The organism is Mycobacterium sp. UM_Kg1 (assembly GCF_000972925.1).
Taxonomy (GTDB): domain Bacteria; phylum Actinomycetota; class Actinomycetes; order Mycobacteriales; family Mycobacteriaceae; genus Mycobacterium; species Mycobacterium hiberniae.
In genome coordinates this window covers 18708-45040 of the sequence record NZ_JRMK01000013.1, presented here as the reverse complement: position 1 = coordinate 45040, position 26333 = coordinate 18708, and the positions used below count along the sequence as shown (strand labels likewise).

At 69.6% G+C, this 26333-nt stretch carries 23 protein-coding genes, 1 tRNA gene, 1 other RNA gene and 2 pseudogenes; 13 read left to right on the top strand and 14 right to left on the bottom strand.

Annotated features, from left to right (window positions below; all coding sequences use genetic code 11):
- The 5 genes and pseudogenes from esxG to LI92_RS03815 form a co-directional block, all read right to left on the bottom strand.
- Positions 1–83: pseudogene (gene esxG, locus LI92_RS03835) on the bottom strand (type VII secretion system protein EsxG); the annotation flags it as partial.
- A 170-nt stretch (positions 84–253) separates the two neighbouring features.
- Positions 254–1093 (bottom strand): formate dehydrogenase accessory sulfurtransferase FdhD, encoded by an 840-nt coding sequence (gene fdhD / locus LI92_RS03830; protein WP_046316106.1) that lies wholly within the window; start codon positions 1091–1093, stop codon positions 254–256.
- A gap of 118 nt (positions 1094–1211) precedes the next feature.
- On the bottom strand, positions 1212–2357 hold the full coding sequence (locus LI92_RS03825; RefSeq protein ID WP_046316116.1) for a DUF4185 domain-containing protein: 1146 nt from the start codon (positions 2355–2357) through the stop codon (positions 1212–1214).
- Between the two features lie 59 nt (positions 2358–2416).
- Positions 2417–3463 carry an aspartate-semialdehyde dehydrogenase gene (locus LI92_RS03820; protein ID WP_046316104.1) on the bottom strand — a complete coding sequence of 349 codons (1047 nt, stop codon included), beginning with the start codon at positions 3461–3463 and terminating at the stop codon, positions 2417–2419.
- Positions 3464–4729: an aspartate kinase gene (locus tag LI92_RS03815; RefSeq protein WP_046316103.1), complete on the bottom strand. Its 1266-nt coding sequence runs from the start codon at positions 4727–4729 to the stop codon at positions 3464–3466.
- Positions 4730–5004: 275 nt separating this feature from the next.
- On the opposite strand from LI92_RS03815, the gene leuA reads away from it, so the two are divergent.
- Entirely contained in the window at positions 5005–6876 is a 1872-nt protein-coding gene (leuA, locus tag LI92_RS03810; RefSeq protein ID WP_046316101.1) for a 2-isopropylmalate synthase, read from the top strand.
- 257 nt (positions 6877–7133) lie between these two features.
- On the opposite strand, the gene LI92_RS03805 is transcribed toward leuA, so the two are convergent.
- Entirely contained in the window at positions 7134–8123 is a 990-nt protein-coding gene (locus tag LI92_RS03805; RefSeq protein WP_046316099.1) for a DEDDh family exonuclease, read from the bottom strand.
- Between the two features lie 144 nt (positions 8124–8267).
- On the opposite strand from LI92_RS03805, the gene LI92_RS03800 reads away from it, so the two are divergent.
- From LI92_RS03800 to LI92_RS03780, 5 genes are all read left to right on the top strand, one after another.
- The gene (locus LI92_RS03800; protein WP_046316096.1) at positions 8268–9494 is read left to right on the top strand and encodes a Mur ligase family protein; all 1227 of its coding nucleotides are present in this window, start codon (positions 8268–8270) and stop codon (positions 9492–9494) included.
- Complete coding sequence (locus tag LI92_RS03795; protein WP_046316094.1) at positions 9487–10200, top strand: type 1 glutamine amidotransferase; 714 nt, start codon at positions 9487–9489, stop codon at positions 10198–10200. Before LI92_RS03800 ends, LI92_RS03795 begins: the two co-directional genes overlap by 8 nt.
- Before the next feature lie 52 nt (positions 10201–10252).
- Entirely contained in the window at positions 10253–11530 is a 1278-nt protein-coding gene (locus LI92_RS03790; protein ID WP_046316092.1) for a PucR family transcriptional regulator, read from the top strand.
- 107 nt (positions 11531–11637) lie between these two features.
- Positions 11638–12861 carry an alkane 1-monooxygenase gene (locus LI92_RS03785; RefSeq protein ID WP_046316090.1) on the top strand — a complete coding sequence of 408 codons (1224 nt, stop codon included), beginning with the start codon at positions 11638–11640 and terminating at the stop codon, positions 12859–12861.
- A 52-nt stretch (positions 12862–12913) separates the two neighbouring features.
- Positions 12914–13099, top strand: coding sequence for a rubredoxin (locus tag LI92_RS03780; RefSeq protein ID WP_046316088.1), 186 nt, complete (start codon positions 12914–12916; stop codon positions 13097–13099).
- 30 nt (positions 13100–13129) lie between these two features.
- Here the strand turns inward: LI92_RS03780 and LI92_RS03775 are convergent.
- The 3 genes and pseudogenes from LI92_RS03775 to LI92_RS03765 form a co-directional block, all read right to left on the bottom strand.
- A pseudogene (locus LI92_RS03775) lies at positions 13130–13378 on the bottom strand (hypothetical protein); the annotation flags it as partial.
- 115 nt (positions 13379–13493) lie between these two features.
- Positions 13494–14105, bottom strand: a complete 612-nt coding sequence (recR, locus tag LI92_RS03770; protein WP_046316084.1) for a recombination mediator RecR — start codon at positions 14103–14105, stop codon at positions 13494–13496.
- The gene (locus tag LI92_RS03765; protein ID WP_046316081.1) at positions 14106–14441 is read right to left on the bottom strand and encodes a YbaB/EbfC family nucleoid-associated protein; all 336 of its coding nucleotides are present in this window, start codon (positions 14439–14441) and stop codon (positions 14106–14108) included.
- A 117-nt stretch (positions 14442–14558) separates the two neighbouring features.
- Here LI92_RS03765 and LI92_RS03760 point away from each other — a divergent pair, with 117 nt between their 5' ends.
- Genes LI92_RS03760 through LI92_RS03750 form a run of 3 tightly spaced genes read left to right on the top strand, consistent with a single transcriptional unit; the run spans position 14559 to position 18057 of the window.
- Positions 14559–15323: an Rv3717 family N-acetylmuramoyl-L-alanine amidase gene (locus LI92_RS03760; protein WP_046316079.1), complete on the top strand. Its 765-nt coding sequence runs from the start codon at positions 14559–14561 to the stop codon at positions 15321–15323.
- Positions 15324–15376: 53 nt separating this feature from the next.
- Positions 15377–16756 (top strand): FAD-binding oxidoreductase, encoded by a 1380-nt coding sequence (locus LI92_RS03755; RefSeq protein WP_046316077.1) that lies wholly within the window; start codon positions 15377–15379, stop codon positions 16754–16756.
- On the top strand, positions 16753–18057 hold the full coding sequence (locus LI92_RS03750; RefSeq protein ID WP_046316075.1) for a class I SAM-dependent methyltransferase: 1305 nt from the start codon (positions 16753–16755) through the stop codon (positions 18055–18057). Before LI92_RS03755 ends, LI92_RS03750 begins: the two co-directional genes overlap by 4 nt.
- A gap of 19 nt (positions 18058–18076) precedes the next feature.
- On the opposite strand, the gene LI92_RS03745 is transcribed toward LI92_RS03750, so the two are convergent.
- On the bottom strand, positions 18077–19291 hold the full coding sequence (locus LI92_RS03745; protein WP_082109533.1) for an FAD-dependent oxidoreductase: 1215 nt from the start codon (positions 19289–19291) through the stop codon (positions 18077–18079).
- A 164-nt stretch (positions 19292–19455) separates the two neighbouring features.
- Between LI92_RS03745 and LI92_RS03740 the strand changes: the two genes are divergently transcribed.
- The gene (locus LI92_RS03740; RefSeq protein ID WP_046316072.1) at positions 19456–20742 is read left to right on the top strand and encodes a class I SAM-dependent methyltransferase; all 1287 of its coding nucleotides are present in this window, start codon (positions 19456–19458) and stop codon (positions 20740–20742) included.
- A gap of 1 nt (position 20743) precedes the next feature.
- On the opposite strand, the gene LI92_RS03735 is transcribed toward LI92_RS03740, so the two are convergent.
- The 4 genes from LI92_RS03735 to ffs all read right to left on the bottom strand — a co-directional run bounded on the left by LI92_RS03735 (position 20744) and on the right by ffs (position 24843).
- Positions 20744–22681 (bottom strand): DNA polymerase III subunits gamma/tau, encoded by a 1938-nt coding sequence (locus LI92_RS03735; protein ID WP_046316070.1) that lies wholly within the window; start codon positions 22679–22681, stop codon positions 20744–20746.
- Positions 22682–22735: 54 nt separating this feature from the next.
- Positions 22736–23347, bottom strand: coding sequence for a CHAP domain-containing protein (locus LI92_RS03730; protein WP_046316068.1), 612 nt, complete (start codon positions 23345–23347; stop codon positions 22736–22738).
- A gap of 95 nt (positions 23348–23442) precedes the next feature.
- Positions 23443–24717 carry an aspartate aminotransferase type Ic gene (locus tag LI92_RS03725; RefSeq protein ID WP_046316066.1) on the bottom strand — a complete coding sequence of 425 codons (1275 nt, stop codon included), beginning with the start codon at positions 24715–24717 and terminating at the stop codon, positions 23443–23445.
- A 31-nt stretch (positions 24718–24748) separates the two neighbouring features.
- Positions 24749–24843, bottom strand: an RNA gene (gene ffs / locus LI92_RS22150) — signal recognition particle sRNA small type.
- Positions 24844–25046: 203 nt separating this feature from the next.
- Between ffs and LI92_RS03720 the strand changes: the two genes are divergently transcribed.
- The 3 genes from LI92_RS03720 (at position 25047) to LI92_RS03710 (ending at position 26329) form a co-directional block, all read left to right on the top strand.
- Positions 25047–25132: transfer RNA gene (locus LI92_RS03720), tRNA-Ser, on the top strand.
- A gap of 81 nt (positions 25133–25213) precedes the next feature.
- Positions 25214–25915 carry a lipid uptake coordinator LucA gene (gene lucA / locus LI92_RS03715; RefSeq protein WP_046316064.1) on the top strand — a complete coding sequence of 234 codons (702 nt, stop codon included), beginning with the start codon at positions 25214–25216 and terminating at the stop codon, positions 25913–25915.
- Positions 25916–25945: 30 nt separating this feature from the next.
- Positions 25946–26329, top strand: coding sequence for a DUF4226 domain-containing protein (locus LI92_RS03710; RefSeq protein WP_052740691.1), 384 nt, complete (start codon positions 25946–25948; stop codon positions 26327–26329).
- Positions 26330–26333 lie beyond the last annotated feature (4 nt).

Below are 26333 nucleotides of genomic sequence, written 5' to 3'. Positions count from 1 at the left end.
GTCGACCGCATCAACGCCGCCTTGGCGCCGAACGCCGACTCCGAGGCCACCAACTGCGGAATATGCGCATCCAACAAGCTCATCTCCACCCCTATTCGTCAACTACCGATTAGTCGCGAACCGGGCCGCTCGGGTTCCCTCGAGGATGCAACCGGGCCGATCGCGCGGGCACGGAGCGCTTTCCCGGACGGCACGCAATCGGTCCGGTCGATAACTGAGGCCTGATGCTACGCCGTTTACCTGGGTTTTCGATCTATTGCCGCAGATCGTCACCGGTGATGCGGTCGGCACGGCTGTAGACGTTCATCGAGTCGCCCCGCAGGAACGCGACCAGCGTCAACCCGCATTCCTCGGCCAAGTCGACCGCCAGCGACGACGGCGCCGACACCGCGGCCAGGACGGGCGCCCCGGCCATCACCGCCTTCTGGGTCAACTCGAACGAAGCCCGCCCACTGACCAGCAGCACCGACCCGGTCAACGGAACCCGGCCGCGCTCCAGCGCCCAGCCGATCACCTTGTCGACGGCGTTGTGCCGGCCGATGTCCTCCCGGACGACCTGCATGGTGCCCCCGTCGGTGAAGTCGAACAGCGCCGCGGCATGCAGACCTCCGGTGCGGGCGAAGACGTCCTGCGCGGCCCGCAACTGCTCGGGCAGCGCCGTCAACGCCGCCGCGGGCACCTGGACCGGGTCGTCGCCCGGGCGGTACCGGCTCGAAAGGCGCACCGCGTCCAGGGCGGCCTTGCCGCAGATGCCACACGAGGAGGTGGCATAGAAATTGCGGGAGATGTCCACCACCGGGGGCGGCACGTGCGGCGCCAGCGTCACGTCCAGCACGTTGTAGGTGTCGGCGGACCCCGATTCGCCGCAGTAACGCGCGCCGCGCACATCGTCCCGCCCGGCGATGATGCCCTCGGAGAGCAAGAAGCCCTGCGCCAGCTCGACATCGGATCCCGGGGTGCGCATGGTGACGGTGAGCGGCCGGCCGTCCAGCCGGATCTCCAGCGGTTCCTCCACCGCCAGTGTCTCCAGCCGCTGCGTCGCCTCCCCTGCGACGAAGCGGGTGATCCGCCGGCGCTGCGTTATCCGACTCATCGCTCCATCATCGCGGGTCGGTTTCGCGTCCCGCGCCCGGCCGCCGCCGAAGGGGCGTGACACGGCAGGCCGGGGTGCAGCGAGCCGGCGACGAGGGCGGGTGTCACCGGGGATGCGATCACGACGGTGGACTGACCGACCAGGGCTTGAACGGGTTAACCGCGAACTGGATGACCCGATAGGGCGCCCGGTCGCGCGGCTGGGTGTTCCACTGGCTGACGAACACCCGCAGCTCGTCCAGCGTCGATCCCGGGGAGATATAGCCGCCGTAGGGCTGGGCCAGCCGGTTGTCGAACGGTGACGGCAGGGTCTCGACGGGCACCGGCGGATCCGGCCACTCGGCGTGCTGCACCACGGTGGTCACCGGGGCGGTGCCCAGCCCGGTCGGCTCGTAGGCCACCCGCACCTCCATGTTGCCGGTGGTGCCGTTGAAGTAGGACAGCACCGGCTTGCCGTCGACCTGGCGCAGGCTGAGCTCACCGATCTGGTCGTTCCACAGCGGTGTGGGCGGATGTCCCCAGCCGGCGCTCGCCGACCAGCCCTGCCAGGCGCTGCGGTCGGTGAACCGGGCCGGGGCGACCCGGTAGAGCGTCACCGCGGCACTGCGGTCGAAGTTGTTGGCGACGATGTACACCCAGCCGGTGGCCGAGTCCGGCGTCGGCACCGGGTCGTAGTAGCCGCTGATCTGGGACTGGCCGTGACCCTGATAGGAGGCGGGTCGCACCGATCCGGGTACCGTCTGCCAACCCGGTTGCGCCGGATCGGCTTTCACCAGCCGCGAGCTCTGCGGCACCAGCATCTTCGCGGTGGTCACCAGCAGATAGTTGGTCCGGTTGATCGACACGATCCCGGCCGGCAGCTGGGTTGCGCCCACCGGCGTCGGGTCGGCGAGCAGCGGCTTGTCGACCCCCAGCACCCCGGTGTAGCGCACCCCGGCGGGGTCATCCACCGAGTCGGGGTCGGCGCGCAGCGCGATCGGCGAATACCAGCCGCCGTAGCCCACGCCCTGCCCGGCGAAACTGTCTCCACAGATCTGCAGCACCGCGCTGGGGAACTCCATGAACTCGCACAGGTCGGTGGCGCCGATCCCGTAATCGCCGGTGGGCGTACCGGTTCCGGCGGTGGGGCCGATGCGCACCACTTGGCCCTCGGCGAGCGGCCACAGCACCGGACGTGGGATGGGTGCGGGCGGCTCGGCGTGCGCCGTCGCGGGCAGCGCCAACAGCAGTGCCAGCACCGCTGATGACGCCGAGCGTGTATTCAGCCCGAATAATCCTGGAGAATCTCGGGCTGAGTGCACGTTCGGCGCCTGGGGGAGCCGCGTTAGGAGCCTGAAGCCTCAGCCAGCAGCTCGGCGATCTGAATCGTGTTGAGCGCCGCGCCCTTACGCAAGTTGTCCCCGGAGACGAACAGGGCCAGGCCACGCCCGTCGGGAGCACCCGGGTCGACCCGGATGCGGCCCACCAGCGAGTCGTCGGCGCCCGCGGCGGCCAACGGGGTCGGCACGTCGGTCACCGTCACACCCGGAGCCTCGGCCAAAAGCTCAGCGGCGCGCTGCGGCGACAGCGGCCGGGCGAACTCGGCGTTGATCGACAGCGAGTGGCCGGTGAACACCGGCACCCGGACACAGGTGCCGCTGACCAAAAGCTCGGGGATACCGAGGATCTTGCGGCTCTCGTAGCGCAGCTTCTGGTCCTCGTCGGTCTCGCCTGAGCCGTCGTCGACCAGTGAGCCCGCCAGCGCCACCACGTTGAACGCGATGGGTGCGACGTACTTGTTGGGTGCCGGGAACTCGACCGCGCCACCGTCGTGCACCAGCTGCTCGGCGCCGTCGAGCACCGCCCGGACCTGGGTCGCCAGCTCCTGCACGCCGGCCAGCCCGCTGCCCGAGACAGCCTGGTAGGTGGAGACGATCAGGCGGATCAGGCCGGCCTCGTCGTGCAGCGGCTTGAGCACCGGCATCGCCGCCATCGTGGTGCAGTTCGGGTTGGCGATGATGCCCTTGGGCAACGTCTTGCCGCGCACGTCCCGGTCGAAGTTCACCTCCGAGACCACCAGCGGTACCTCGGGGTCCTTGCGCCACGCCGACGAGTTGTCGATCACCGTGACCCCCGCGGCGGCGAACCGCGGCGCCTGCACCCGCGACATGGTCGCCCCGGCGGAGAACAGCGCGATGTCCAGCCCGGCCGGGTCGGCAGTCTCGGCGTCCTCGACCTCGATCTCGGCGCCGCGGAATGCCAGCTTGCGCCCGGCCGAGCGCGCCGAGGCGAAGAACCGGACCTCCTCGGCCGGGAAGTTGCGCTCCTCGAGCAAGGCGCGCATCACCTGGCCGACCTGGCCGGTGGCACCGACCACACCGATGGCGACCATTTAGCGTCCCGTCCCGCCGTAGACGGTGGCCGCCTCGTCGCCGCCGAGGGCGAACGCCTCGTGCAGGGCGACGACGGCCTTGTCCAGATCGTCCTCGGCGCACAGCACCGAGATCCGGATCTCGGAGGTGGAGATCAAGTCGATATTGACCCCGTTGTCGGCCAGCGTCTCGCAGAACGTGGCTGTGACGCCCGGGTGGCTGCGCATCCCGGCTCCGATCAGCGACACCTTGCCCACCTTGGCGTCGTAGAGCACCTCGGCGAAGCCGATCTCGCTCTTGAGCGACTCCAACTTGGCCACCGCGGCCGGGCCGTTGTCGCGGGGGCAGGTGAAGGTGATGTCGGTCTTGCCGTCCTCGACCTTGGAGACGTTCTGCAACACCATGTCGATGTTGATGTCGGCGTCGGCGACGGCCCGGAAGATCTTGGCGGCGTAGCCGGGCAGGTCGGGGATGCCGACCACGGTCACCTTGGCTTCGCTGCGGTCGTGCGCGACTCCGGTCAGGATGGCGTCTTCCATGGGGATGTCCTTGATCGATCCGGAAACGATGGTGCCGGGCTTGTCCGAGTAGGAGGACCGGACGTGGATGGGCAGGTGGTAGCGGCGGGCGTATTCCACGCAGCGCAGCATGAGCACCTTGGCGCCGCAGGCGGCGAGTTCGAGCATCTCCTCGAACGTGACGGTGTCCAGGCGCTTGGCGTTGGGCACGATGCGCGGGTCGGCGCTGAAGATGCCGTCGACATCGGTGTAGATCTCGCAGACGTCGGCGTGCAGCGCCGCGGCCAGGGCCACCGCGGTGGTGTCCGAGCCGCCGCGGCCCAACGTGGTGACGTCCTTGGTGTCCTGGCTGACGCCCTGGAAGCCGGCGACCAACACCACCTGGTCCTCACCGAGCGCGGCCTGCAGCCGGCCCGGCGTGACGTCGATGATCTTGGCCTTGCCGTGGGCCCCGGTGGTGATGACGCCGGCCTGCGAGCCGGTGAAGGACCGCGCGTTGCAGCCCAGCTCCTCCACGGCCATCGCCACCAGCGCATTGGAGATCCGCTCCCCGGCGGTCAGCAGCATGTCCAGCTCACGGGCCGGCGGCGCGGAGCAGACCTGCTGCGCCAGGTCCAGCAGGTCGTCGGTGGTGTCGCCCATCGCCGAACAGACCACCACGACCTCGTTGCCGGCCCTTTTGGTCTCGACGATGCGCTCGGCGACCCGACGAACCCGGTCGGCGTCGGCCACCGACGATCCGCCGTATTTCTGCACGACGAGCGCCACGGTCGTCCTTTCCGCCGATTTGACTGATCGGGCCTCTATAACCTCAACAAGGATAGGGGAAGCATTCCGCCCGCTCACTCGGCCTCCGGAGCAGCATCGTGCGAGGACATCGCGCCGGGGCCGCGTCATCGGCGTGTAAACTCATCGACGTGCTGCGCGCGCTCCTGCTCGGACGCCGCGACGGGGTCTGACCAGGACCGGCTTCCCGTCGCGGGTTTCGCCGATGCGCCGGTCTGAGTCTTTTTGGACAAGCCCTCACAAGCCGGAGCGAAAACGTGACTACCTATTCCACCCCCTCGAGCCCGGACGCCTTCACGTCCGCGCGCGCCATCACCCAGCCCGCGGGGCCGCGCGCCCCAGGCCAGCCCGTCTGGAATCCCCAGCGCGGTTCGGCCATGCCGGTCAACCGCTATCGCAGCTTCGCCGACGAGGTCGAGGCGATCACCCTGCCGGACCGCACCTGGCCCGACCGGGTCATCGATCGCGCCCCGCTGTGGTGTGCGGTCGACCTGCGCGACGGCAACCAGGCCCTGATCGACCCGATGAGCCCGGCCCGCAAACGCCGGATGTTCGACCTGCTGGTCGCCATGGGTTACAAGGAGATCGAGGTCGGCTTCCCGTCGGCCAGCCAGACCGACTTCGACTTCGTCCGCGAGATCATCGAGACCGGCGCGGTACCCGACGACGTCACCCTGCAGGTGCTGACCCAGTGCCGCGACGAGCTCATCGAGCGCACCTTCACCGCCTGCGCGGGCGCGAAGAACGTGATCGTGCACTTCTACAACTCGACGTCGATCCTGCAGCGCCGGGTGGTGTTTCGCGCCGACCAGGCCGCGGTGCAGGCCATCGCGGTGGCCGGGGCGCGCAAGTGCCTGGAGGAGGCCGCCAGGTACCCCGACACCCGGTGGCGCTACGAGTATTCGCCGGAGTCCTACACCGGAACCGAGCTCGAATACGCCAAGGCGGTCTGTGACGCGGTGGGCGATGTGATCGAGCCGACGCCGGACAACCCGATCATCTTCAACCTGCCGGCAACGGTGGAGATGGCCACGCCGAACGTCTACGCCGACTCGATCGAGTGGATGAGCCGCAACCTCAAGCGCCGGGACAGCGTGATCCTGAGCCTGCACCCGCACAACGACCGCGGCACCGCCGTGGCAGCCGCGGAACTGGGTTATGCGGCCGGCGCCGACCGGATCGAAGGCTGCCTGTTCGGCAACGGCGAACGCACCGGCAACGTCTGTCTGGTGACGCTGGGCCTGAACATGTTCTCCCGCGGCGTGGACCCGCAGATCGACTTCTCCAACATCGACGAGATCCGCCGCACGGTCGAGTACTGCAACCAGCTGGGCGTGCCCGAGCGCCACCCCTACGGAGGCGACCTGGTCTACACGGCGTTCTCCGGCAGCCACCAGGACGCCATCAACAAGGGCCTGGACCAGATGAAGTTCGACGCCGACGCCGCGGACTCCGACGTCGACGACATGCTCTGGCAGGTGCCCTACCTGCCGATCGACCCCCGCGATGTGGGCCGCACCTACGAGGCGGTGATCCGGGTCAACTCGCAGTCCGGCAAGGGCGGCGTGGCGTATGTGATGAAGACCGATCACGGGCTGGTGCTGCCGCGCCGGCTGCAGATCGAGTTCTCCAAGGTGATCCAGCAGCTGACCGACGGGGAGGGCGGCGAGGTCACCCCCAAACAGATGTGGGACGCCTTCGCCGAGGAGTACCTCAACCCGATCCGGCCGCTGGAGCGGATGCACCAGAAGCTGACCGCCGCCGAGACCGACGACGGCATCGACCGCATCGAGGCCGTGGTCAAGGTCGACGGCGAGGAGACCACCATCACCGGGGCGGGCAATGGCCCGCTGGCCGCGTTCGTCGACGCGCTGAGTCACGTCGGCGTGCACGTGAGCGTGCTGGACTACTCCGAGCACGCGATGAGTGCCGGCGAGGAGGCCCAGGCCGCGGCCTACGTGGAGGCGAGGATCGGCCGGCCGATCGCGAGCGCGGCGGAGCCGGGCGACGCGGGTCGGACGCATGAGCAGAGCAACACCGTCTGGGGCGTCGGGATCGCACCGTCGATCACCACCGCGTCGCTGCGGGCGGTGGTCTCGGCGGTGAACCGGGCCGCCCGGCTCGGCTGAGGTTCCTTCTCGCCACATCCGCCCCACGGGCAACTGCGGGTCGGGTGGGTGATGTGTGCCCACCTCTGAGCGACAACGGACCGCGACGGCGATGGTTGTCGGGTGGGCCGGGTTGTCGGGTTGCCGACTTCTCGGGTTATCGGGTTGACGGTTCTCGGGTTGTCGGGTTGTCGCTCAGAGGCGGGCACACGCGTTGCGCCCGCCCGGCGCTGACAGCCGAGGCAGCAGCGGCTGCAGTGACGGACGGGGAAGTTGCGTCAGAACAGCGAAATCTGCTCGCCGGCCGCACCGGCATCGACGAACTCTTCGATGCCGGTGCCGTCGACCACCCGCTCGACGCAGGCCATGAAGTCGCGGTCGGAGACCGTCGGCACACCGAGTTCGCGCGCCAAGTAGCCCTTGCCCTGCTCGGGCCGCTCCTCGTTGCAGATCACCAGCGAGGTGTGGGCATCGACGACGTCGCTGTAGGCCAGGCCGGCGTGCAGGATGCGTTCCACGAGTTCCTCGTGGGTGCGGGTGCACTCCGCAGACAGCGCCACCCGCATGCCCTGCACCAGCGGGCGTCCCCGCACGTAGCGGCCCGGGTTGAGGTACGCGCACGGCATCCGTGAGGCCAGTGCCTTCAGCGGCCGCAGTTCGTCGTGGGTGATCCGGCCGTTGGGCCAGCGGCGGCGGGTCACCGGCCGCACCGGCAGCCACACGTCGCGTTCCCGGGCGCGCTGCAGCGCAGGCTGGAGCACCCCGGCCAGCACCCGGGCGTCATCGAGTGCGTCATGCGCCCGGGTCGCGACGACGCCCCAGTGCGCGGCCAGCGTCTGCAACCGCAGGTTGGGCAGACCCAGATCCAGGCGGCGGGCCAGCTCCAGGGTGCACATCACCGAGTCGACGGGCAGTTCCGCACCGGCCATCTCGGCTTCGGCCGCCAGGAACGTGTAGTCGAACGTCACGTTGTGGGCCACCAGGGTGCGCCCCGGCAGCAGGGCCGCGACCTCGTCGACGACGTCGGCGAATCGTGGCTGCCCCGCCAGCATTTCGGCGGTCAGCCCGTGCACATGGGTGGGACCCGGGTCGGTACCGGGGTTCACCAGATGTGACACCGAATGTTCCACCCGGCCCTGCGGGTCGAGCACCAGCGCGGCGAGGCTGAGCACCCGGGCCTGCCCGGGCCGAAAGCCCGATGTCTCGACGTCGACAACCACCCAACCGTCGCCGGATTCGCGGGCCGGGCGGCCCCACCGAGCACTCATGTGACGAGGATGGCATGACCGGTGGTCCCAGACGGAGCGCCGGCGCCCGTGTCGCCGCTCGAACTGCGCGGTGCGGGCGTGTGGTCATGCTGCCTTGCCAGGGCAACCCGCCTCGCCCGGCGCACGCGCCCTAAAATCACGGCCATGATCACCGCCCGCGGACGCATGGCGCTGGCCGCCGGGGCGAGCGCCCGGTGGGCGTCGCGGGTGACCGGGCGCGGGGCCGGCGCGATGATCGGCGGACTGGTCGCCATGACTCTGGACCGCTCGATCCTGCGCCAGCTCGGGACGGGGCGGCGCACCGCCATCGTCACCGGCACCAACGGCAAGTCGACCACCACCCGCATGCTGGCCGCCGCGCTGCAGGACCTGGGCGCGGTGGCCACCAATGCCGAGGGCGCCAACATGGACGCCGGGCTGGTGGCGGCGCTGGCCGCCGACCGGGGCGCGCAACTGGCGGCGCTCGAAGTCGACGAGATGCATGTCCCCCATGTCGCCGATGCGGTGTCACCGGCCGTGGTGGTGCTGCTCAACCTGTCGCGCGACCAGCTGGACCGCGTCGGCGAGATCAACGCCGTGGAACGCGCCCTGCGCACGGGGCTGGCCCGTCACCCGCAGACCGTGGTGGTCGCCAACTGCGACGACGTCCTGATGGCCTCGGCCGCCTACGACTGCCCCAACGTGGTCTGGGTCGCCGCCCGCGCCGGCTGGTCCGGCGACTCGGTCAGCTGCCCGCGCAGCGGCGAGGTGATCGACCGCCGCGAGGAGCACTGGCGCTCGACGGGCAGTGAGTTCAGCCGCCCCACCCCACAGTGGTGGTTCGACGACGACTCCCTGTACGGACCGGACGGGCTGGTGCTGCCGATGCACCTGGCGCTGCCCGGCACCGTCAACCGCGGCAACGCCGCCCAGGCCGTCGCGGCCGCGGTGGCGCTGGGCGCCGATCCGGCCAAAGCGGTGGCCGCGGTGTCCGCCGTCGACGAGGTGGCCGGCCGCTACCGCACCATCCAGGTGGGTGACCACACCGTGCGGATGCTGCTGGCCAAGAACCCGGCCGGTTGGCAAGAGGCCCTGTCGATGGTCGACAAGCACGCCGCCGGGGTGGTGATCGCCGTCAACGGGCAGGTGCCCGACGGCGAAGACCTCTCGTGGCTGTGGGACGTCCGTTTCGAACACTTCGAAGGTGTCCACGTGGTGGCCTCCGGCGAGCGCGGCACCGATCTGGCGGTACGGCTCGGCTACGCCGGTGTACAGCACACCTTGGTGCACGACACCCTCGCCGCGATCGCGTCCTGCCCACCCGGGCCGGTCGAGGTGGTCGCCAACTACACCGCGTTCCTGCAGTTGCAGCGGAGGCTGGGCAATGGCTGATCCGGTGCGGATCGGGCTGGTGCTGCCCGACGTGATGGGCACCTACGGCGACGGAGGCAACGCCGTGGTGCTGCGACAGCGACTACTGCTGCGCGGCATCCCCGCCGAGATCGTCGAGATCACCCTGGCCGACCCGGTGCCCGAATCCTTGGACCTCTACACCCTGGGCGGCGCCGAGGATTACGCGCAGCGGCTGGCAACCCGGCATCTGATCACCCACCCGGGGTTGCAGCGCGCGGCCGCCCGCGGCGCGCCGGTGCTGGCGATCTGCGCGGCGATCCAGGTGCTCGGGCACTGGTATGAGACCTCGGCCGGGGAACGCGTCGACGGGGTCGGGTTACTCGATGTGACCACCTCGCCGCAGGAGTCGCGCAGCATCGGCGAAGTGGTCGCCACCCCGCTGCTGGCGGGGTTGAGCGCGCCACTGACCGGGTTCGAGAACCACCGCGGCGGCACCGTGCTGGGGCCGGACGCCGCGCCGCTGAGTGCGGTCACCAAGGGTGCCGGAAACCGGGACGGCGACGGTTACGACGGTGCTGTGCAGGGCAGCGTCGTGGCCACCTATCTGCACGGACCCTGCCTGGCCCGTAACCCGGAGCTGGCGGATCTGCTGCTGTCGAAGGTGGTCGGCGACCTGCCTGCCCTACAGCTGCCGGAAGTGGACCTGCTGCGCCGGGAACGGCTGGCCGCACCCCGGCGGGTTTAGCCCGCGCCGCCCGGCGCGTTGCATTCGCCGAGCCGGCGACTACGGTCTGGCTATGGCCGCTCCCACCGACGACGCGAACGTCGCCGAGGCCGCGATCGCCATCTCGCAGCGCCTCTACGACCGCCTGGACGAGACCATCGCGGTGATCGAGGATCTGGTTGCCAAGCAGTCGCCGGACCTGACCAGCGACTCGTCGCTGCTGCAACTGCTGCATGAGACCGTTGCGGCCAATGTCGAGGCGTACTTCTCGGCGATCCGCCACAACATCCCGGTCACCGAGATCGCCGCCCCCGCAGTCGCTCTGGAGCATTCCCGCCGGCTGGCCCAGCGCGGGGTGCCGGTCAACGCCCTGGTGCGCGGCTACCGGCTGGGCCACTCGGTGGCGCTGCAGCTGGTGCTGGCGGAGATCCGAGCCGCCGAGCTGGACCCCGATCTGAGCCTGAGCGTTCTCGGCAGCATGTCGACGCTGATGTTCGGCTACGTCGACGAGATGTCCCAGCAGGTGTCCGCCGTATACCAGGCCGAGCGGGAACGCTGGCTGGAGAGCCGAAACGCCGTGCGCGCGTTGCGGGTCCGCGAAATCCTTGCCGGCGAGAGCCTCGACGTCGATGCCATGACCACCGCGATCCGCTACCCGCTGCGGCGCACGCACGTGGGGGTGGTGGTGTGGTATCCCGACTCCGCCGGCGACCGGCTGGCGGCAGCGGAGAGTTTCGTCAAGCAACTGGCCGACTCACTGCCGGTGCGCGGGGCACCGCTGTTCGTGCCGGCCGACAGCACCACCGGGTGGGCCTGGCTTCCGCTGCCGTCGGCCGCCGAAGCCGATGCGGTGGAACAGATCCGGGCCTGCGCGCTCGCCGCGGACGACGAACCCTGGGTGTCCATCGGTGATCCGCTCGCCGGTGTCGAGGGTTTCCGCCGCTCGCACCAGCAGGCGATGGCGGCGCACCGGCTGGCCGTCGCCGCCGGCGAGCCCGCCGCTCGCGTCAGCGCCGCCGGCGACCCCGGACTGGCGGCCGCGGCGCTGCTCGGCGGTGACAACCTGGCGGCCGCGCGGGCGTGGGTCGGCGAGGTGCTCGGCCCGCTGGCCTGCGCGACCGAGGGCGACGGCCGGCTGCGCGAGACGCTGCGGGTGTTCCTGCGGACGGGGTCCAGCTTCAAAGCGGCCGGCGAGCAGCTTCACCTGCATGTCAACACGGTGAAGTACCGGGTGCAGCGGGCGGTGGAGCGGCGCGGGCGCCCGATCGCCGAGGACCGTCTCGACGTCGAGATCGCCCTGCTGCTGTGCCAGTGGTACGGCGCTGCAGTGTTGTCCTCTGCGGACATATAGCCGGCCGAATTCCGGCTGCACGGGACGAGCGGCGCGGCCACGGCCCCCTCTAACGTCAGGGCATCCACCGGTGCGGTGGCGTGACCCAGGCGAAAGGGTGAACCGCGGTGAGTACCGACGTGGCCGGCGAGCCGGCGATCTGGCAGGACAAGAAGCGTCACCTGTGGCTGTTGGGCCTGATCGCGCCCACCATGCTGTTCACCGTGCTGCCGCTGGTGTGGGCGATGAACCAGGCCGGCTGGCAGACCGCCTCGCAGACACTGCTGTGGGTCGGGCCGTTCCTGATCTACGTGCTGCTTCCGACTCTGGACCTGTGGATCGGCGCCGACGGGCAGAACCCGCCGGATGAGGTGATGGCCGCGCTGGAGGAGGACAAGTACTACCGCTACGCCACCTACGCCTACATCCCCTTCCAGTACGCCACCGCCGTCTTCGGCGCCTACCTGTTCACCGCCTCGGACCTGGGCTGGCTGGGCTACGACGGCTCGCTGGGCTGGCTGGGCAAGATCGGGGTGGCCTTCACCGCGGCGACGGTGGCCGGGGTGGGCATCAACACCGCCCACGAGTTGGGCCACAAGCGCGAGAAGCTCGAGCGTTGGCTGGCCAAGATCACCTTGGCCCAGGTCTGCTACGGACACTTCTACGTCGAGCACAACCGCGGCCATCACGTCCGCGTGGCCACCCCCGAAGACCCCGCCTCGGCGCGCTTCGGCGAGTCGTTCTGGGAGTTCCTGCCGCGCACCGTGGTCGGCGGCATCCGCTCGGCGTGGCAGCTGGAGGCGCAACGCATCCGCCGGACCGGCAAGAACCCGTGGAACCCCCGGACCTGGCCGGGCAACGACGTGGTGAACGCGTTGGCGATGTCGGTGGTGTTCTGGGGCGTCATGATCGCGGTGTTCGGCGTCGCCCTGCTGCCCTACGTCGTGATAAACGCGGTCTACGGGGCCTCGCTGCTGGAGTCGGTGAACTACCTGGAGCACTACGGGCTGGTGCGGCAGAAGCGGGACAACGGCCGTTACGAGCGCTGCACACCGCAGCACAGCTGGAACTCCGACCACACCGTCACCAACCTGTTCCTGTACCACCTGCAGCGGCACAGCGATCACCACGCCAATCCGACCCGGCGCTACCAGACGCTGCGCAGTTTCGACGACTCGCCGAACCTGCCGGCCGGCTACGGAGCCCTGATCGGGGTGACGTACTTCCCGCCGCTGTGGCGCAGGCTGATGGACCACCGGGTGCTCGCGCACTACGACGGCGACATCACCCGGGCCAACATCTCGCCGCGCCGCCGGGAAGAGATCCTGGCCCGCTACCAGACAGTCCGCTGATGGCCGCCTACCAGTGCTCGGGCTGCGGGTACGAATCGACGGGAGCGAACCTATGACCGACTACAAGCTGTTCCGGTGCCTGCAGTGCGGATTCGAATACGATGAGGCGCTGGGCTGGCCGGAGGACGGCATCGACCCCGGTACCCGCTGGGCCGACATCCCCGAGGACTGGAGCTGCCCGGACTGCGGCGCGGCCAAGGCCGATTTCGAGATGGTAGAAGTGGCCCGTCCCCGGTAGCGGCGAGGGGCTGGGTCGTCAGGGTCGCCAGCCGCGAGACCGCACCGGGAGGTCGGCGTCCACCCATTCGGCATGATGCAGCGCCGAGGCCGCCACCCCGGCGATCACCCCGGTGCGCCCGGACGCCAGCCAGGCGGCTTGCGCGCGGTCACGCAGCGTGAGGATCGCATCTTTGTGCGCATAGATCCCGCGGTGCAGGGCCCGATACCAGCGCCGCAGTTCGTGGCGGGTCAGCCGGCCGGCGGCGATCGCCTCGCCGCCGATGAAGACCTCGCCCATGGCGGCATGCTGCCAGGCCCGGCCGACAATCCCTGACCACTCTTTGAGACCGACGTTGTGCAGAGAAAGTGCGAGAACGCCCCTGCAAAACGTCGGTTTCGCGGGACGGTGCCGTTCAGGCCATGGCGCGCCGGCCGGTAAAGGCCCGGCCCAGAGTCAACTCGTCGGCGAATTCCAGGTCACCGCCCATCGGCAGCCCGGACGCCAAACGCGTCACGGCCAAACCGGGGATGTCGCGCAGCACCCGCACCAGGTAGGTGGCGGTGGCCTCACCCTCGGTGTTGGGGTCGGTGGCGATGATCACCTCGCTGACGTCCACCCCGTCGATCCGCTCGCCGACCCGATTCAGCAGCTCACGCACCCGCAGCTGCTCAGGGCCGATGCCGGAGAGCGGGTCCAGCGCACCGCCGAGCACGTGGTAGCGGCCGCGGAACTCCCGGGTTCGCTCGATGGCCGCCACGTCCTTGGGTTCCTCCACGACGCAGATCTGGGCGAAGTCGCGGCGCGGATCCCCGCAGATCCGGCAACGCTGCGCATCGGCGACATTGCCGCACACCTCGCAGAACTGCACGCCATCGCGGACCTTGGTCAGCACCGCGGTCAGCCGATCGATCTCCGGCGGCTCCACCGACAACAGGTGAAAGGCGATCCGCTGGGCGCTTTTGGGGCCGATGCCCGGCAGCTTGCCCAGCTCGTCGATCAGGTCCTGGACCGGACCCTCGAACACCTAGGCCCCCGGCATGCCGAGCGCGCCGCCCATGCCGCCGGCCAACGGCGACAGCCGCTGCTGGGCCAGCGTGTGCGCCTTCTTCGAGGCGTCGGCGAGCGCACCCACGATCAGATCCTGCAGCGTCTCGATGTCGTCGGCGTCGACGACCTTCGGGTCGATCTGCACCGCGAGCACCTCGCCGCTGCCGTTGGCCGTGACCTTAACCAGGCCGCCGCCGGCTTCTCCGTGCACCTCGGTGGCGGCCAGCTCCTGCTGCGCCTGAAGCAGTCGCTGCTGCATCTGCTGAGCCTGGGCCAGCAGCGCCGACATGTCGGGCGGGCCTCCTGGTTGCATGACACTCCTTGCGTTGTGGTGAGCGCGGTCTCGACCGGGTTGCGGCTTGGTCTCAGCTGGAGAGACCCGCAGCGTGTGAGAGACCCAGCGTAGTCGGCCTCAGCCTACGTTGGCGGCGTGCGCGTACCAGTTCTTGTCCGTGTCGGTATCGCGATCACCGCCGGCGTGGTGGTGGCCGCCGCGGTACCGAGCGCCCCGCTGACCTCGGCCGCTCCGGGCAGCATCGCCGGGATGATCGTGTTCCTCGACCCCGGACACAGCGGCGGGGGCGACCCCGCGGCCCTGGCCCGCCAGGTGCCCAACGGCCGGGGCGGCAGCAAGAACTGCCAGACCAGCGGCACCGCCACCAATTCCGGCTACCCCGAGCACAGCTTCGCCTGGGACACCACGCTGCGGATCCGACAGGCACTGACCGCCCTGGGGGTACGCACCGCGATGTCACGGGGCGACGACACCGGCCCGGCGCCCTGCATCGACGCGCGCGCCGCGATGGCCAACTCCCTGCACCCCAACGCCATCGTGTCCATCCATGCCGACGGCGGGGCGCCCGGTGGCCGCGGTTTCCACGTCAACTACTCCGCACCACCGCTCAACCCGGCCCAGGAGGGCCCGGCGGTGCGGTTCGCGCAGGTCATGCGCGGGCAGCTGCAGGCCGCCGGCATCCCCCCGGCCAACTACATCGGCTCCGACGGCCTCAAGGGGCGAGCCGACCTGGCCGGGCTGAACCTGGCCGAGTACCCGTCGATCCTGGTCGAGTTGGGCAACATGAAGAACGCCACCGATGCGGCCCTGATGGAGAGTCCGGCGGGCCGGCAGCGCTACGCCGACGCCGTCGCGCGGGGCGTCGCCGGCTTTCTGAGCAGCCAAACGCTGATTCCCTGACCCGCGGCGGCGGTACGTGCACATCTGCCGATCCGCCGTTAGCGTGGAAAGTGATGTCCGTTCGGCCGGCCGATACACCGACATCCCACACGCGGGGGGTGCAACGCCTGCTGGACAGCTACCGGAACATCCCCGCTGACGCGGCGGTCCGGCTGGCCAAGCCCACCTCCAACCTGTTTCGGGCGCGCGCCAAGCGCCAAGGCCCCGGCCTGGACACCTCCGGGCTGGTCAGCGTCATCGCCATCGACGCGGAGAACCGGACCGCCGACGTCGACGGCATGTGCACCTATGAGGATCTGGTCGCCGCCACCCTCCCCTACGGCCTGGCCCCGCTGGTGGTCCCGCAACTGAAGACGATCACGGTGGGCGGCGCGGTCAGCGGCCTGGGAATCGAGTCGGCATCGTTTCGCAACGGTCTCCCCCACGAGTCGGTGCTGGAGATGGACGTGCTGACCGGAGCGGGCGAACTGCTCACGGTGTCGCGGGGTCAGCATGAGGATCTGTTCCACGCCTTTCCCAATTCCTACGGCACCCTGGGATATTCGACCCGGCTGCGCATCGAGCTGGAAGCCGTCAAGCCCTTCGTCGCATTGCGGCACATCCGCTTCGACTCCCTGGGCGAGCTGGTGTCGACGATGGACCGCATCGTCGACACCGGCGGGCTCGACGGAGTCCCGGTGGACTACCTCGACGGGGTGGTGTTCAGCCCGCGGGAGAGCTACCTGTGTGTCGGTATTCAGACCGACTCGCCCGGCGCGGTCAGCGACTACACCGGCCAGCAGATCTATTACCGCTCGATCCGGCATGGCCGCGGCATCAAAGACGACCGGCTGACCATTCACGACTACCTCTGGCGCTGGGACACCGACTGGTTCTGGTGCTCGCGGGCGTTCGGGGCGCAGCGCCCCCTGATACGCCGGTGGTGGCCGCGGCGCTACCGGCGCAGCAGCGTCTACTCGAAACTGATCGCCTACGACCAGCGGTTCTCCATCGCCGACCGGATCGAAAAGCGGCATAACCGCCCACCGCGGGAGCGCGTGGTGCAAGACATCGAGGTCCCGCTGGAACGCTGCGAGGAATTCCTCGACTGGTTCTTCGCTCACGTGCCGATCGAGCCGGTGTGGTTGTGCCCACTGCGGTTGCGCGGCGACGAACAGTGGCCGCTGTACCCGATCCGGCCCAACCGCACCTACGTCAACGTCGGATTCTGGTCATCGGTCCCCGCAGGTGCCACCGAAGGCGCCACCAACCGCCTCATCGAAGCCACGGTGAGCGAACTCGACGGCCACAAGTCGCTGTACTCCGACGCCTACTACACCCCCAGCGAGTTCGACGCGCTCTACGGCGGGGCGACCTACCGGGCGATCAAGCAGACCTACGACCCCGACTCCCGGCTTCTGGACCTCTACGCCAAGGCGGTGCGACGACGATGACGATCGAAAGCGAACAGCTGCGCATTACGACCGGCCGACTGAGCCTCGCCCAGGTTCTGGAGACCCTGACCACCGACAACCACCTGCCGCTGCGTTTCACCGCCTACGACGGCAGCAGCACCGGACCCGACGACGCACCCCTGGGCCTGGAGCTGTTGACCCCGCGCGGCACCACCTACCTGGCCACCGCCCCAGGCGATCTGGGAATGGCCCGCGCCTATGTCGCCGGCGACCTCGGCGTGCACGGCGTGCACCCGGGCGATCCCTACCTGTTGCTCAAGGCGCTGGCCGACGAGCTGCACTTCAAACGGCCCTCGCCGCGTGTGCTGGCCAACATCGTGCGCTCGATCGGCATCGAGCACCTGGTGCCGATCGCCCCGCCACCCCAAGAGGCCCTGCCCCGCTGGCGACGCATCGCCGAAGGTTTGCGGCACAGCAAATCCCGCGATGCCGAGGCCATTCACCATCACTACGACGTGTCCAACGACTTCTACGAGTGGGTGCTGGGCCCGTCGATGACCTACACCTGTGCCGTCTACCCCCACCCGGAGGCGACACTGGAGCTGGCCCAGGAGAACAAGTACCGGCTGGTCTTCGACAAACTGCGGTTGTCCGCCGGCGACACCCTGCTCGATGTGGGATGCGGCTGGGGCGGCATGGTGCGCTACGCGGCCAGGCAGGGAGTGCGCGCCATCGGCGCCACGCTCTCGGCGGAGCAGGCCCGATGGGCCCAGCGCGCGATCGCCGACGAGGGATTGTCCGAGCTGGCGGAGGTGCGGCACTGCGACTACCGCGATGTCGACGAGTCCGGCTTCGACGCGGTCTCCTCGATCGGCATGACCGAGCACATCGGCGTCGCCAACTATCCCGCATACTTCGGCTTTCTGAAGTCCAAGCTGCGTCGCGGGGGGCTGCTGCTGAATCACTGCATCACCCGGGCGGACAACAAGTCCATTGCGACGGCGGGCTATTTCATCGACCGCTACGTCTTCCCAGACGGGGAGCTGGCCGGGTCTGGCCGCATCGTCAGCGAGATCCAGGACGCCGGCATGGAAGTGCTACACAACGAGAACCTGCGCAACCACTACGAGCTGACCCTGCGCGATTGGTGCGCGAATCTGGTGGCGCACTGGGATGACGCGGTCGCCGAGGTCGGGCTGGCCACCGCCAAGGTGTGGGGCCTGTACATGGCCGGCTCCCGGCTGGGCTTCGAGCACAACGCGATTCAGTTGCACCACGTGCTCGCGGCGAACGGGGCCGGTGCGCAGAATCTGCCGCTGCGGCCGTGGTGGCAGCCCTAGCGGCGGGTCGCCGCAACTCCTAGCGGCGCGCGAAATCCGGGGCGCGTTCGGGGCGCACTCCCACCCCCACCAGATAGGCCGGAACGGCCGCCAACCACGGCAATGCGGCCAACACGGCGCCCGCGGCCGCCGGCGGGCTCAGATCCTCACCTCGCAGGATCGGGTTCAGCGCTCGGTGGGCCACCCGCTGAATCGACTGGGTGACGACGGTGGGAAATTCCCGGCGGCGTTGCACGGCGGCGAGGTCACGCCGACTCACCCGGCCTTGCCGTAGTGGTTCGGCCAGAATCCGCGCCGCGGCCACCGCGTCCTGTACCGCCAGGTTGATACCGACGCCGCCGACCGGGGACATGGCATGCGCGGCATCACCGATACACAGCAGTCCATCAATGCTCCAGTGCCGCAACCTGTTGACCCGCACATCGAGGTGTTTGACGTCGTCGAGGCTGCGCAGCGCCTCCACCGAGTCAGCAGCCTCGGGAATGAGCTCGACCACCTCGCGCCGGAAGGCCTCGATGCCGCGCGCCCGCACGTCTGCGTCGGTACCCTTGCGCCCCAGATAGGCGACCTGAAAGTAGTTGTCCCGCGGGATCATGATCGCGACGCTGCCCGAGCCGAGGCGGGGCAGCAGGGTGGGCTGGGCGGCGGCGTTCGTGGGCAGGCGAAACCACCACACATCGAAATTCACCGGGAACTCCCGCGAGTGCAGGCCCGCTTCGTGCCGCGCGACCGACGAGCGGCCGTCGCAGGCCACCGTGAGATCGGCGCGCAGCTCGCCGGGACCGTCGGCGCCGCGATAGCGGACCCCGGCCACCCGCCCGTTCTCGTGCAACAGCCCAGTGACCTCGGTGCGCATGCGCAGGGTGAATGTCGGCTCGGTCTGGGCGGATTCGGCGAGCAGATTGAGCAGGTCCCACTGCGGCACCATCGCGATGTAGGGGTGCGGCTGGCGACGCAACCGGCCGAAGTCGACCACGGTGGTGTCGCGTCCGGCGATGTCGAGCCGGACCTGATGAATCTCGCTGTGCGCCAACGCCGAGAAGCGCTCCCAGAGGCCGAGTTCGTCGAGGAGTCGCAGGGTGCTGGGGTGCACGGTGTCGCCGCGGAAGTCGCGCAGGAAGTCGGAGTGCTTCTCCAGCAGCGTTACCCGCACGCCGGCTCGTGCCAGCAGCAGGCCCAGGACCATACCGGCCGGCCCACCACCGACGATCGCGCACGTGGTGGTGTCAGTCACGCCAGCCCACGCTACCGGGCAGACAACGGCCAGCACGCCATATGGGTTTCTTCGCGGTTTCGCGGCGGTCTTGCTCAGCCGATAGGCCGGTCCTAGGCTCTTTGGCAGGCGATGCCCACCGCGGGGGTGCGGGTCATTGTCGGTATCGCCGGGGGGATGCGGCGATGACGGTTACCCAGACAGACCGGCTCGGCTTGGCCGAGGTTTTGATGCTGCTCGCCGGCGGCGGGGAGCCGCCGTTGCGGATCTCGGCCTATGACGGCAGCAGCGTCGGACCGCCGGATGCGGCCCTGGGCGTGGAGTTGCTGACTCCGCGCGCCACCAACTACCTGGCCACCTCCTTGGGTCAACTCGGGATCGCCCGCGCCTACGTGGCTGGGGACCTGGAACTGCACGGGGTGCATCCGGGCAATCCGTATCCGGTGCTCAACGCGCTGACGGATCTGGAGTTCAAGCACCCGTCACCGCGGGCACTGGCCAATATCGTCCGGTCCATCGGGTTGAAGAACCTCAGGCCGATCGCGCCTCCGCCGGAGGAGGCGCCGCCCAAGTGGCGCCGGGTAGCCGAGGGACTGCGGCACTCCAAGACCCGTGACGCCGATGCGATCCATCACCACTACGACGTCTCCAACACCTTCTACGAATGGGTGTTGGGCCCGTCGATGACCTACAGCTGCGCGATCTACCCGACGGCTGATGCCACCCTGGAGCAGGCCCAGGAGAACAAGTACCGGCTGATCTTCGAGAAGCTGCGCCTGCAGCCCGGTGACCGCCTGCTCGACGTGGGCTGCGGCTGGGGCGGCATGGTTCGGTACGCCGCCCGCCGGGGCGTCCACGCTCTGGGGGTGAGCCTGTCCGCCCAGCAGGTGGCATGGGCGCAGCGCGCCATTGCCGAAGAGGGTCTGCCGGAGTTGGCCGAGGTCCGCCACAGCGACTACCGCGATGTGCGCGAGACCGGCTTCGACGCCGTTTCGAGCATCGGGGTCAGCGAGCACATCGGGGTGAAGAACTACCGGACCTTCTTCGGCTGCCTCAAGTCGAAGCTGCGCACCGGGGGGCTGCTGCTCAACCAGTGTGTGACACTGCCGGACAACTCGGTCTACCGGGGCGACGCCTTCACCGACCGGTATGTCTTTCCCGACGGGGAGATCACCGGCTCGGGACGGGTGATCTCCGACATCCAGCAGACCGGACTTGAGGTGCTGCACGAAGAGGATTTCCGCCACCACTACGCGATGACGCTGCGGCAGTGGAGCAGCAACCTGGTGTCGCACTGGGACGAGGCCGTCGCCCAGGTGGGGCTGGGCCGGGCCAAGGTGTGGGGACTGTACATGGCGGCGTCGGTGCTGTGCTTCGAGCGCAACCTGTTTCAGCTGCACCAGGTGCTGGCCAGCAATGTCGACGGCGACGGCGACGACGATCTGCCGCTGCGGCCCTGGTGGCAGCCCTAGCTCACTCGCCCCGGATGGGGCGGGCGCCCAGCTCGTTCTGCAACAGCTCCAGCGCCACTTCTTCGGGATCGCGCCGCGGCGGCGCCTCCGAGCCCGCGGCGGCCTCGGCCAGCATGGCCTCCTCGTCGGCACGCCGCGCCGACTCCATGTCGACCTCGGTGGGCGCGGGCGCACGGCCCGGCTCCGGGGCCGGGCTACCGGCTTCGCACCGCACCCGCCAGTTCACCCCGAGGGCGTCCTTGAGTGCCTCGGTGATGACCTCGGCGTTGCGCTGTTCGCACAGCCGCCGGGCCAGTGGCGCGGATTCGTGGGTCAGCACCAGGGTGTTGCCGTCCAGCGCGCGCACGGTCGCACCGGCCAGCATCACCTCGGTGGTGCGGCTGCGCTGACGCACCTTGTCGCGCACCGTGGTCCACATCGCGCGGACGGCCGCCACGTCCGGCTCGCCGGGGGTGGCTGCCGCCGCGGGTGCCGGCGCGGTTTCGGGGACTGGCCGCGGCGTGGGTGCGGGTGGCGGTTCTGAAACCGGTACAGGCGCCGGCGCGGGTGCAGCGGGTGAGGCAGCCGGTGCCGGCGGGGCTACCGGCGCGGACGGGGCTGCCGGCGGGGTTACCGGGGCTGCCGGCGCCGGCGGGGCCACCGGCACGGGCTCGGCGGCGCGGGACGAGCGGCGGGTGAACTGTTTGGCCGCCGGCGCGGCTTCGGCTGCCGCCGGCGGCGCCCCCGCGGGGGCGCCGGGCCGTGCCGGCGCCGCGGGAATCGACATGTCGAGGCGACCCTCGATGCGTTCGATCCGTTGCAGCAGTGCGGCTTCGGTGTCCGACGCCGACGGCAACAGCAGCCGGGCGCACACCACCTCGAGCAGCAGCCGGGGTGCTGTCGCACCGCGCATCTCGCCGAGGCCGGCGTGCACCACCTCGGCGTAGCGGGCCAGGGTCGCCGGGCCCAGCCGGGCGGCCTGCTCGTGCATGCGTTCCAGCATGTCTTCCGGCGCATCGACCACACCCTTGGCCGCCGCGTCGGGGACGGCCTGCAGCACGATCAGGTCCCGGAACCGCTCCAGCAGGTCGACGGCGAACCGGCGCGGGTCATGGCCGGCGTCGACCACCGATTCCACCGCACCGAACAGCGACGCGGCGTCGCCTGCCGCCAAGGCGTCGACCGCCTCGTCGATCAGGGCGACGTCGGTGGCGCCCAGCAGGCCCAGCGCCCGCTGGTAGTGCACGTGGCTGATGTCGGGGCTGTCGGGCATCGGCTCCGAACCGGCCAGCAGTTGGTCGAGCACGGACAAGGTGTCCCGCGGCGATCCCCCGCCGGCACGGATCACCAGGGGATAGACCGCGTCATCGACCGCGACGCGCTCCTGCGCGCAGATCCGCCCGATCAACTCCCGCATGGTCCGCGGCGCCAGCAGCCGGAACGGGTAGTGGTGGGTGCGGGACCGGATGGTCGGCAGCACCTTCTCGGGCTCGGTGGTGGCGAAGATGAAGATCAGGTGGTCGGGCGGCTCCTCAACGATCTTGAGCAGCGCGTTGAAACCCGCGGTGGTCACCATGTGCGCTTCGTCGATGATGAAGATCCGGTAGCGCGACTGAGCCGGGGCGTAGAAGGCGCGGTCCCGTAGATCGCGGGTGTCGTCGACACCGCCGTGGCTTGCCGCGTCCAGTTCGACGACGTCGATGCTGCCGGGCCCGTTGGGGGCCAGCGCCACGCACGAGTCGCAGGTGCCACACGGCGTCGGTGTGGGGCCCTCCGCACAGTTCAGCGACCGGGCCAGGATGCGCGCCGACGACGTCTTGCCGCAGCCCCGCGGCCCCGAGAACAGGTAGGCGTGGTTGATCCGGCCCGCCGACAAGGCGGTGCACAGCGGTTCGGTGACGTGTTCCTGCCCCACCACTTCGGCGAAGGTTGCCGGCCGGTATTTGCGGTAGAGCGCCACGCCAGCAGGTTACTTGCTCGGGCCGACGGCGGTGCAGGCCCCGCAGGCACAGGGTTAGAGCTTCGGGCGCAGATAGCCCAATGTGTTGTACAGGGGGTTGTAATCGCGCCAGTTCAGCGTCACGAACAGCCGGCCGCCGGAGTTCTGTTCGGCCGCCTCATAGCTCAGCAGGGGACCGCTGCCGCGGACATCGGTGACCACCGCAGCGTGCCCGTGCTCGCTGACATACCCCCCCGGGCCGTAGACGACGATGTCCCCGACCTGCGGCGCGTTGAGACCGCCGGCGAACGGAACCTGGTCGAAGAACTGGGCCAGTCCGTTGGTGGGGAAATGTTCGTAGAGGTCGAAGGCGTTGCCGCTGGGATCTCTGTTGCGCCACGAGGAACCCACCGCGTGGATGTACTCCTGGACCAGGGGGTAGCACTGGCCGTCCCCGTACATCACGGGATGCCCCAGTCCGGCATCGGCGGCGGCCCGCCGAAAGACGTCTAGCTCCTGGGCGGCCCGCGGCGGCATCGCCGGCAAGGCGGCCTCGGGGGCGATGTCCAGCGCCTGCGCGGAGGAGACGTCGAGAACGGGATCTGCCAGTACGGCGGGCGCCTGCGCGAGCGCGCTAAGACCTATCGCCAGCGCCGCGCAGCCGCCGACACCGAACCTGATCGCCATTCCTCGGGCCTCCACCGGACTCTCGACAGCCTTGCTGACACAACTTCGGAGAATGCTAGGCGGCGGCTCCGGCGCGGACGCCGGTTTCGACACGCTCAGCCCAACATGTGCTCGGCGGCGGCCAGCAGCGCGCAGGTGGCCAGACCGTCAACGGCGTCGCGCAGATCGTCGGTGGACGGGAACGACGGGGCGATCCGAATGTTCTTGTCCTCGGGGTCCTTGCGGTACGGGAAGGACGCCCCGGCCTCGGTGACCGCGATGCCGGCGTCCTTGGCCAGCGCGACGGTGCGGCGGGCCGTGCCCGGCCAGACGTCCAGGCTGATGAAGTAGCCGCCCTTGGGGTCGGTCCACGACGCGATCTTGGCGTCGGCGAGGCGCCGCTGCAGAATCTCGGCGGCCATCGCGAACTTCGGGGCCAGGATCTCCTGGTGACGGCGCATGTGCACCCGGACGCCGTCGGCGTCGCCGAAGAACCGCAGGTGGCGAAGCTGGTTGACCTTGTCCGGTCCGATCGAACGCTTGCCGGCGTACTGCAGGTACCAGGCGATGTTGCCCAGTGAGCCACCGAAGAAGCTGACACCGGCACCGGCGAAGGTGATCTTGGAGGTGGAGGCGAACACGTACGGCCGGTTGGGGTTTCCCGCGGCGGCGGCCAGGCCGAGCACGTCGATCTGGTGCGGAAACTCGGTGGTCAGGGTGTGCACCGCGTAGGCGTTGTCCCAGAACAGCCGGAAGTCCGGCGCGGCGGTCTTCATCTGCACCAGCCGGCGCACCGTTTCCCAGGAATAGGTGATGCCGGTCGGGTTGCCGAACACCGGCACCGTCCACATGCCCTTGATCGCGGGGTCGACGGCGACGAGTTCCTCGATCAGGTCGACGTCCGGGCCGTCCTCGCGCATCGCCACGGGGATCATCTCGATGCCCAGCGTCTCGGTGATCGCGAAGTGCCGGTCGTAACCGGGGACCGGGCACAAGAACTTCACGACCGGCTCCTGGGACCACGGACGCGGCGAGTCCACGCCCCCGTGCAGCATCGAGTAGACGACCACGTCGTGCATGAACTCGAGGCTGGCGTTGTTGCCGGCGATCAGGTTGGGCACCGCGATGCCGAGCAGCTCCCCGAAAATGGCCCGCAGCTCGGGCAGGCCCTGCAGGCCGCCGTAATTGCGGGTGTCGGTGCCGTCGTCGGTCCGGAAGTCGTCGGAGCCGGGCAGAGCCAGCAGCCCGTTGGCCAGGTCAAGCTGTTCCGGCGCCGGCTTGCCGCGGGTGAGGTCCAGGGACAGCTTCTTGGCCTGCAGGTCGGCGTAGTCCCGCTGGTAGCGCTCATGCTGCGCGGTCAGGTCGGCACGGTTGAGGGATTGCAGCGACACGGGTGCGCCTTTCCAGCGTCGAAGGCCCGATATGAGGGGACCCCGCGCACCCGCCAGAGCCCATTGACCCTTGCTGCCTTCCGGCCCTGGGGGAGTTCACAGGATGGACGCCGCGCGGGGTCCGCCCGCAAGTCTAGCGGTGGTCGCGAGCGCGGCGAAGCCGGGCGCTGCGGGCCACCGCCATCGGGCACAGCGGTGGTCGCGAGCGCGGCGAAGCCGGGCGCTGCGGGCCACCGCCATCGGGCACAGCGGTGGTCGCGAGCGCGGCGAAGCCAGGCGGATATGAGGAGCGCGCGGAGCTTTCTCGGGGTTCAGCTACCATTGCCGACGGAGGATTCGCCTAGTGGCCTATGGCGCTCGCCTGGAACGCGGGTTGGGTTAATAGCCCTCAGGGGTTCAAATCCCCTATCCTCCGCACCCGATTCAGGTGCGGCCGGACCGAAAGATCAAGGTCCGGCCGCACCTGAATCACTAGCTGACGAGCATGGGAGGTGGCGTGAGTCGTACCGTCGCCACGGTTTGGCACGCGTCACTCGCAACACTGGCCGCCATCCTCTACTTCCTCTTCGTGCTGCCCCGTTGGTGGGAGCTGACCGGCTTCAGCCCGCACACGCTGGGCACCGTGATGCGGGTGCTCCTGGGCGTGCTGATCGGGGCGATGGCCCTGCCGGTGGCCGCAGTGTTGAAGCAGGCCCGCAAGCCGGAGTTCGGCACCCCGCAGCTGGCGCTTACTCTGCTGACCGGCTCGATCGTGGCGCACGCGGTGGCCGCCGTGTTGATCGCCGGCACCGCGGTCAGCGAGATCTGGCTGTCACTGGATGACGCGGGCATGTGGTTGTTCGGCATCTACGGGGCCGCGGCCGCGATCGCCCTGCTGGGCATCGGCGCGTTCTATCTGGCGTTTGTCGCCGAGATGCCGCCGCCGCCACCGAAACCGATCAAGCCTAAAGCGGAAAAGCAGCGCAAGCGCCGGCGGGACAAGAAGGCCGACGCCGCGGAGGCCGAGGACTCAGACACCGACGAAGACACCGGCGACGAGACCGCTGACGACACCGACGAGACCGCCCCGGCCGACGAAACCGCCGACGCCGAAACCCCCGAGGGCGAATCGGCGGGCGAGGAAGCACCCGAGACAGCCGGCGCCGCGACTGACAAACCGCGCCCGTCCGGCAAGCGGCGGGCGAAAAAGGACAACTAAGCCCGATCCGGCCCGACTACCCTGAGGGCTATGGCCGACAATCCCGGCGCCTCCGCGGATGCGGCACGCGCGCGCCAGGACGCGCTTGCGCGGCAGTTGGCGGCGTCGGCAGCAGCCGACCGGGAGTTTCAAACGCTGCTGCGGCAGGCCGTGCAGAGCAACGCCGATGCCCGGCAGCGTCTGGATGCCATCGAGGCCGAGGTCCGCGAATCGGCCGAGACCTGGCCGGGGCTGGACACACCCGCCGGATCCCGCCAATTCCAGCGGTTCCTGACCGCCAAGACCCGCGAGGTTCACCGGGTGGTCTCCGATGCGGCGTCCGACAACCAGCACCGGGCTCAGGAGGCGCGGGCCCTGACCCGCCGCTATCAGCTCGCCGGAGGTGACGGCGCGGGACTCAGCGCGAACTCGTGATGCC

What these genes read in the sequence shown, in the direction of transcription:
- fdhD (WP_046316106.1), bottom strand. Translation starts at nt 1,093, where the DNA reads ATGAGTCGGATAACGCAGCGCCGGCGGATCACCCGCTTCGTCGCAGGG.
- LI92_RS03820 (WP_046316104.1), bottom strand. Translation starts at nt 3,463, where the DNA reads ATGGTCGCCATCGGTGTGGTCGGTGCCACCGGCCAGGTCGGCCAGGTG.
- LI92_RS03805 (WP_046316099.1), bottom strand. Translation starts at nt 8,123, where the DNA reads ATGAGTGCTCGGTGGGGCCGCCCGGCCCGCGAATCCGGCGACGGTTGG.
- LI92_RS03800 (WP_046316096.1), top strand. Translation starts at nt 8,268, where the DNA reads ATGATCACCGCCCGCGGACGCATGGCGCTGGCCGCCGGGGCGAGCGCC.
- LI92_RS03795 (WP_046316094.1), top strand. Translation starts at nt 9,487, where the DNA reads ATGGCTGATCCGGTGCGGATCGGGCTGGTGCTGCCCGACGTGATGGGC.
- LI92_RS03790 (WP_046316092.1), top strand. Translation starts at nt 10,253, where the DNA reads ATGGCCGCTCCCACCGACGACGCGAACGTCGCCGAGGCCGCGATCGCC.
- LI92_RS03780 (WP_046316088.1), top strand. Translation starts at nt 12,914, where the DNA reads ATGACCGACTACAAGCTGTTCCGGTGCCTGCAGTGCGGATTCGAATAC.
- LI92_RS03765 (WP_046316081.1), bottom strand. Translation starts at nt 14,441, where the DNA reads ATGCAACCAGGAGGCCCGCCCGACATGTCGGCGCTGCTGGCCCAGGCT.
- LI92_RS03755 (WP_046316077.1), top strand. Translation starts at nt 15,377, where the DNA reads ATGTCCGTTCGGCCGGCCGATACACCGACATCCCACACGCGGGGGGTG.
- LI92_RS03750 (WP_046316075.1), top strand. Translation starts at nt 16,753, where the DNA reads ATGACGATCGAAAGCGAACAGCTGCGCATTACGACCGGCCGACTGAGC.
- LI92_RS03740 (WP_046316072.1), top strand. Translation starts at nt 19,456, where the DNA reads ATGACGGTTACCCAGACAGACCGGCTCGGCTTGGCCGAGGTTTTGATG.
- LI92_RS03730 (WP_046316068.1), bottom strand. Translation starts at nt 23,347, where the DNA reads ATGGCGATCAGGTTCGGTGTCGGCGGCTGCGCGGCGCTGGCGATAGGT.
- LI92_RS03710 (WP_052740691.1), top strand. Translation starts at nt 25,946, where the DNA reads ATGGCCGACAATCCCGGCGCCTCCGCGGATGCGGCACGCGCGCGCCAG.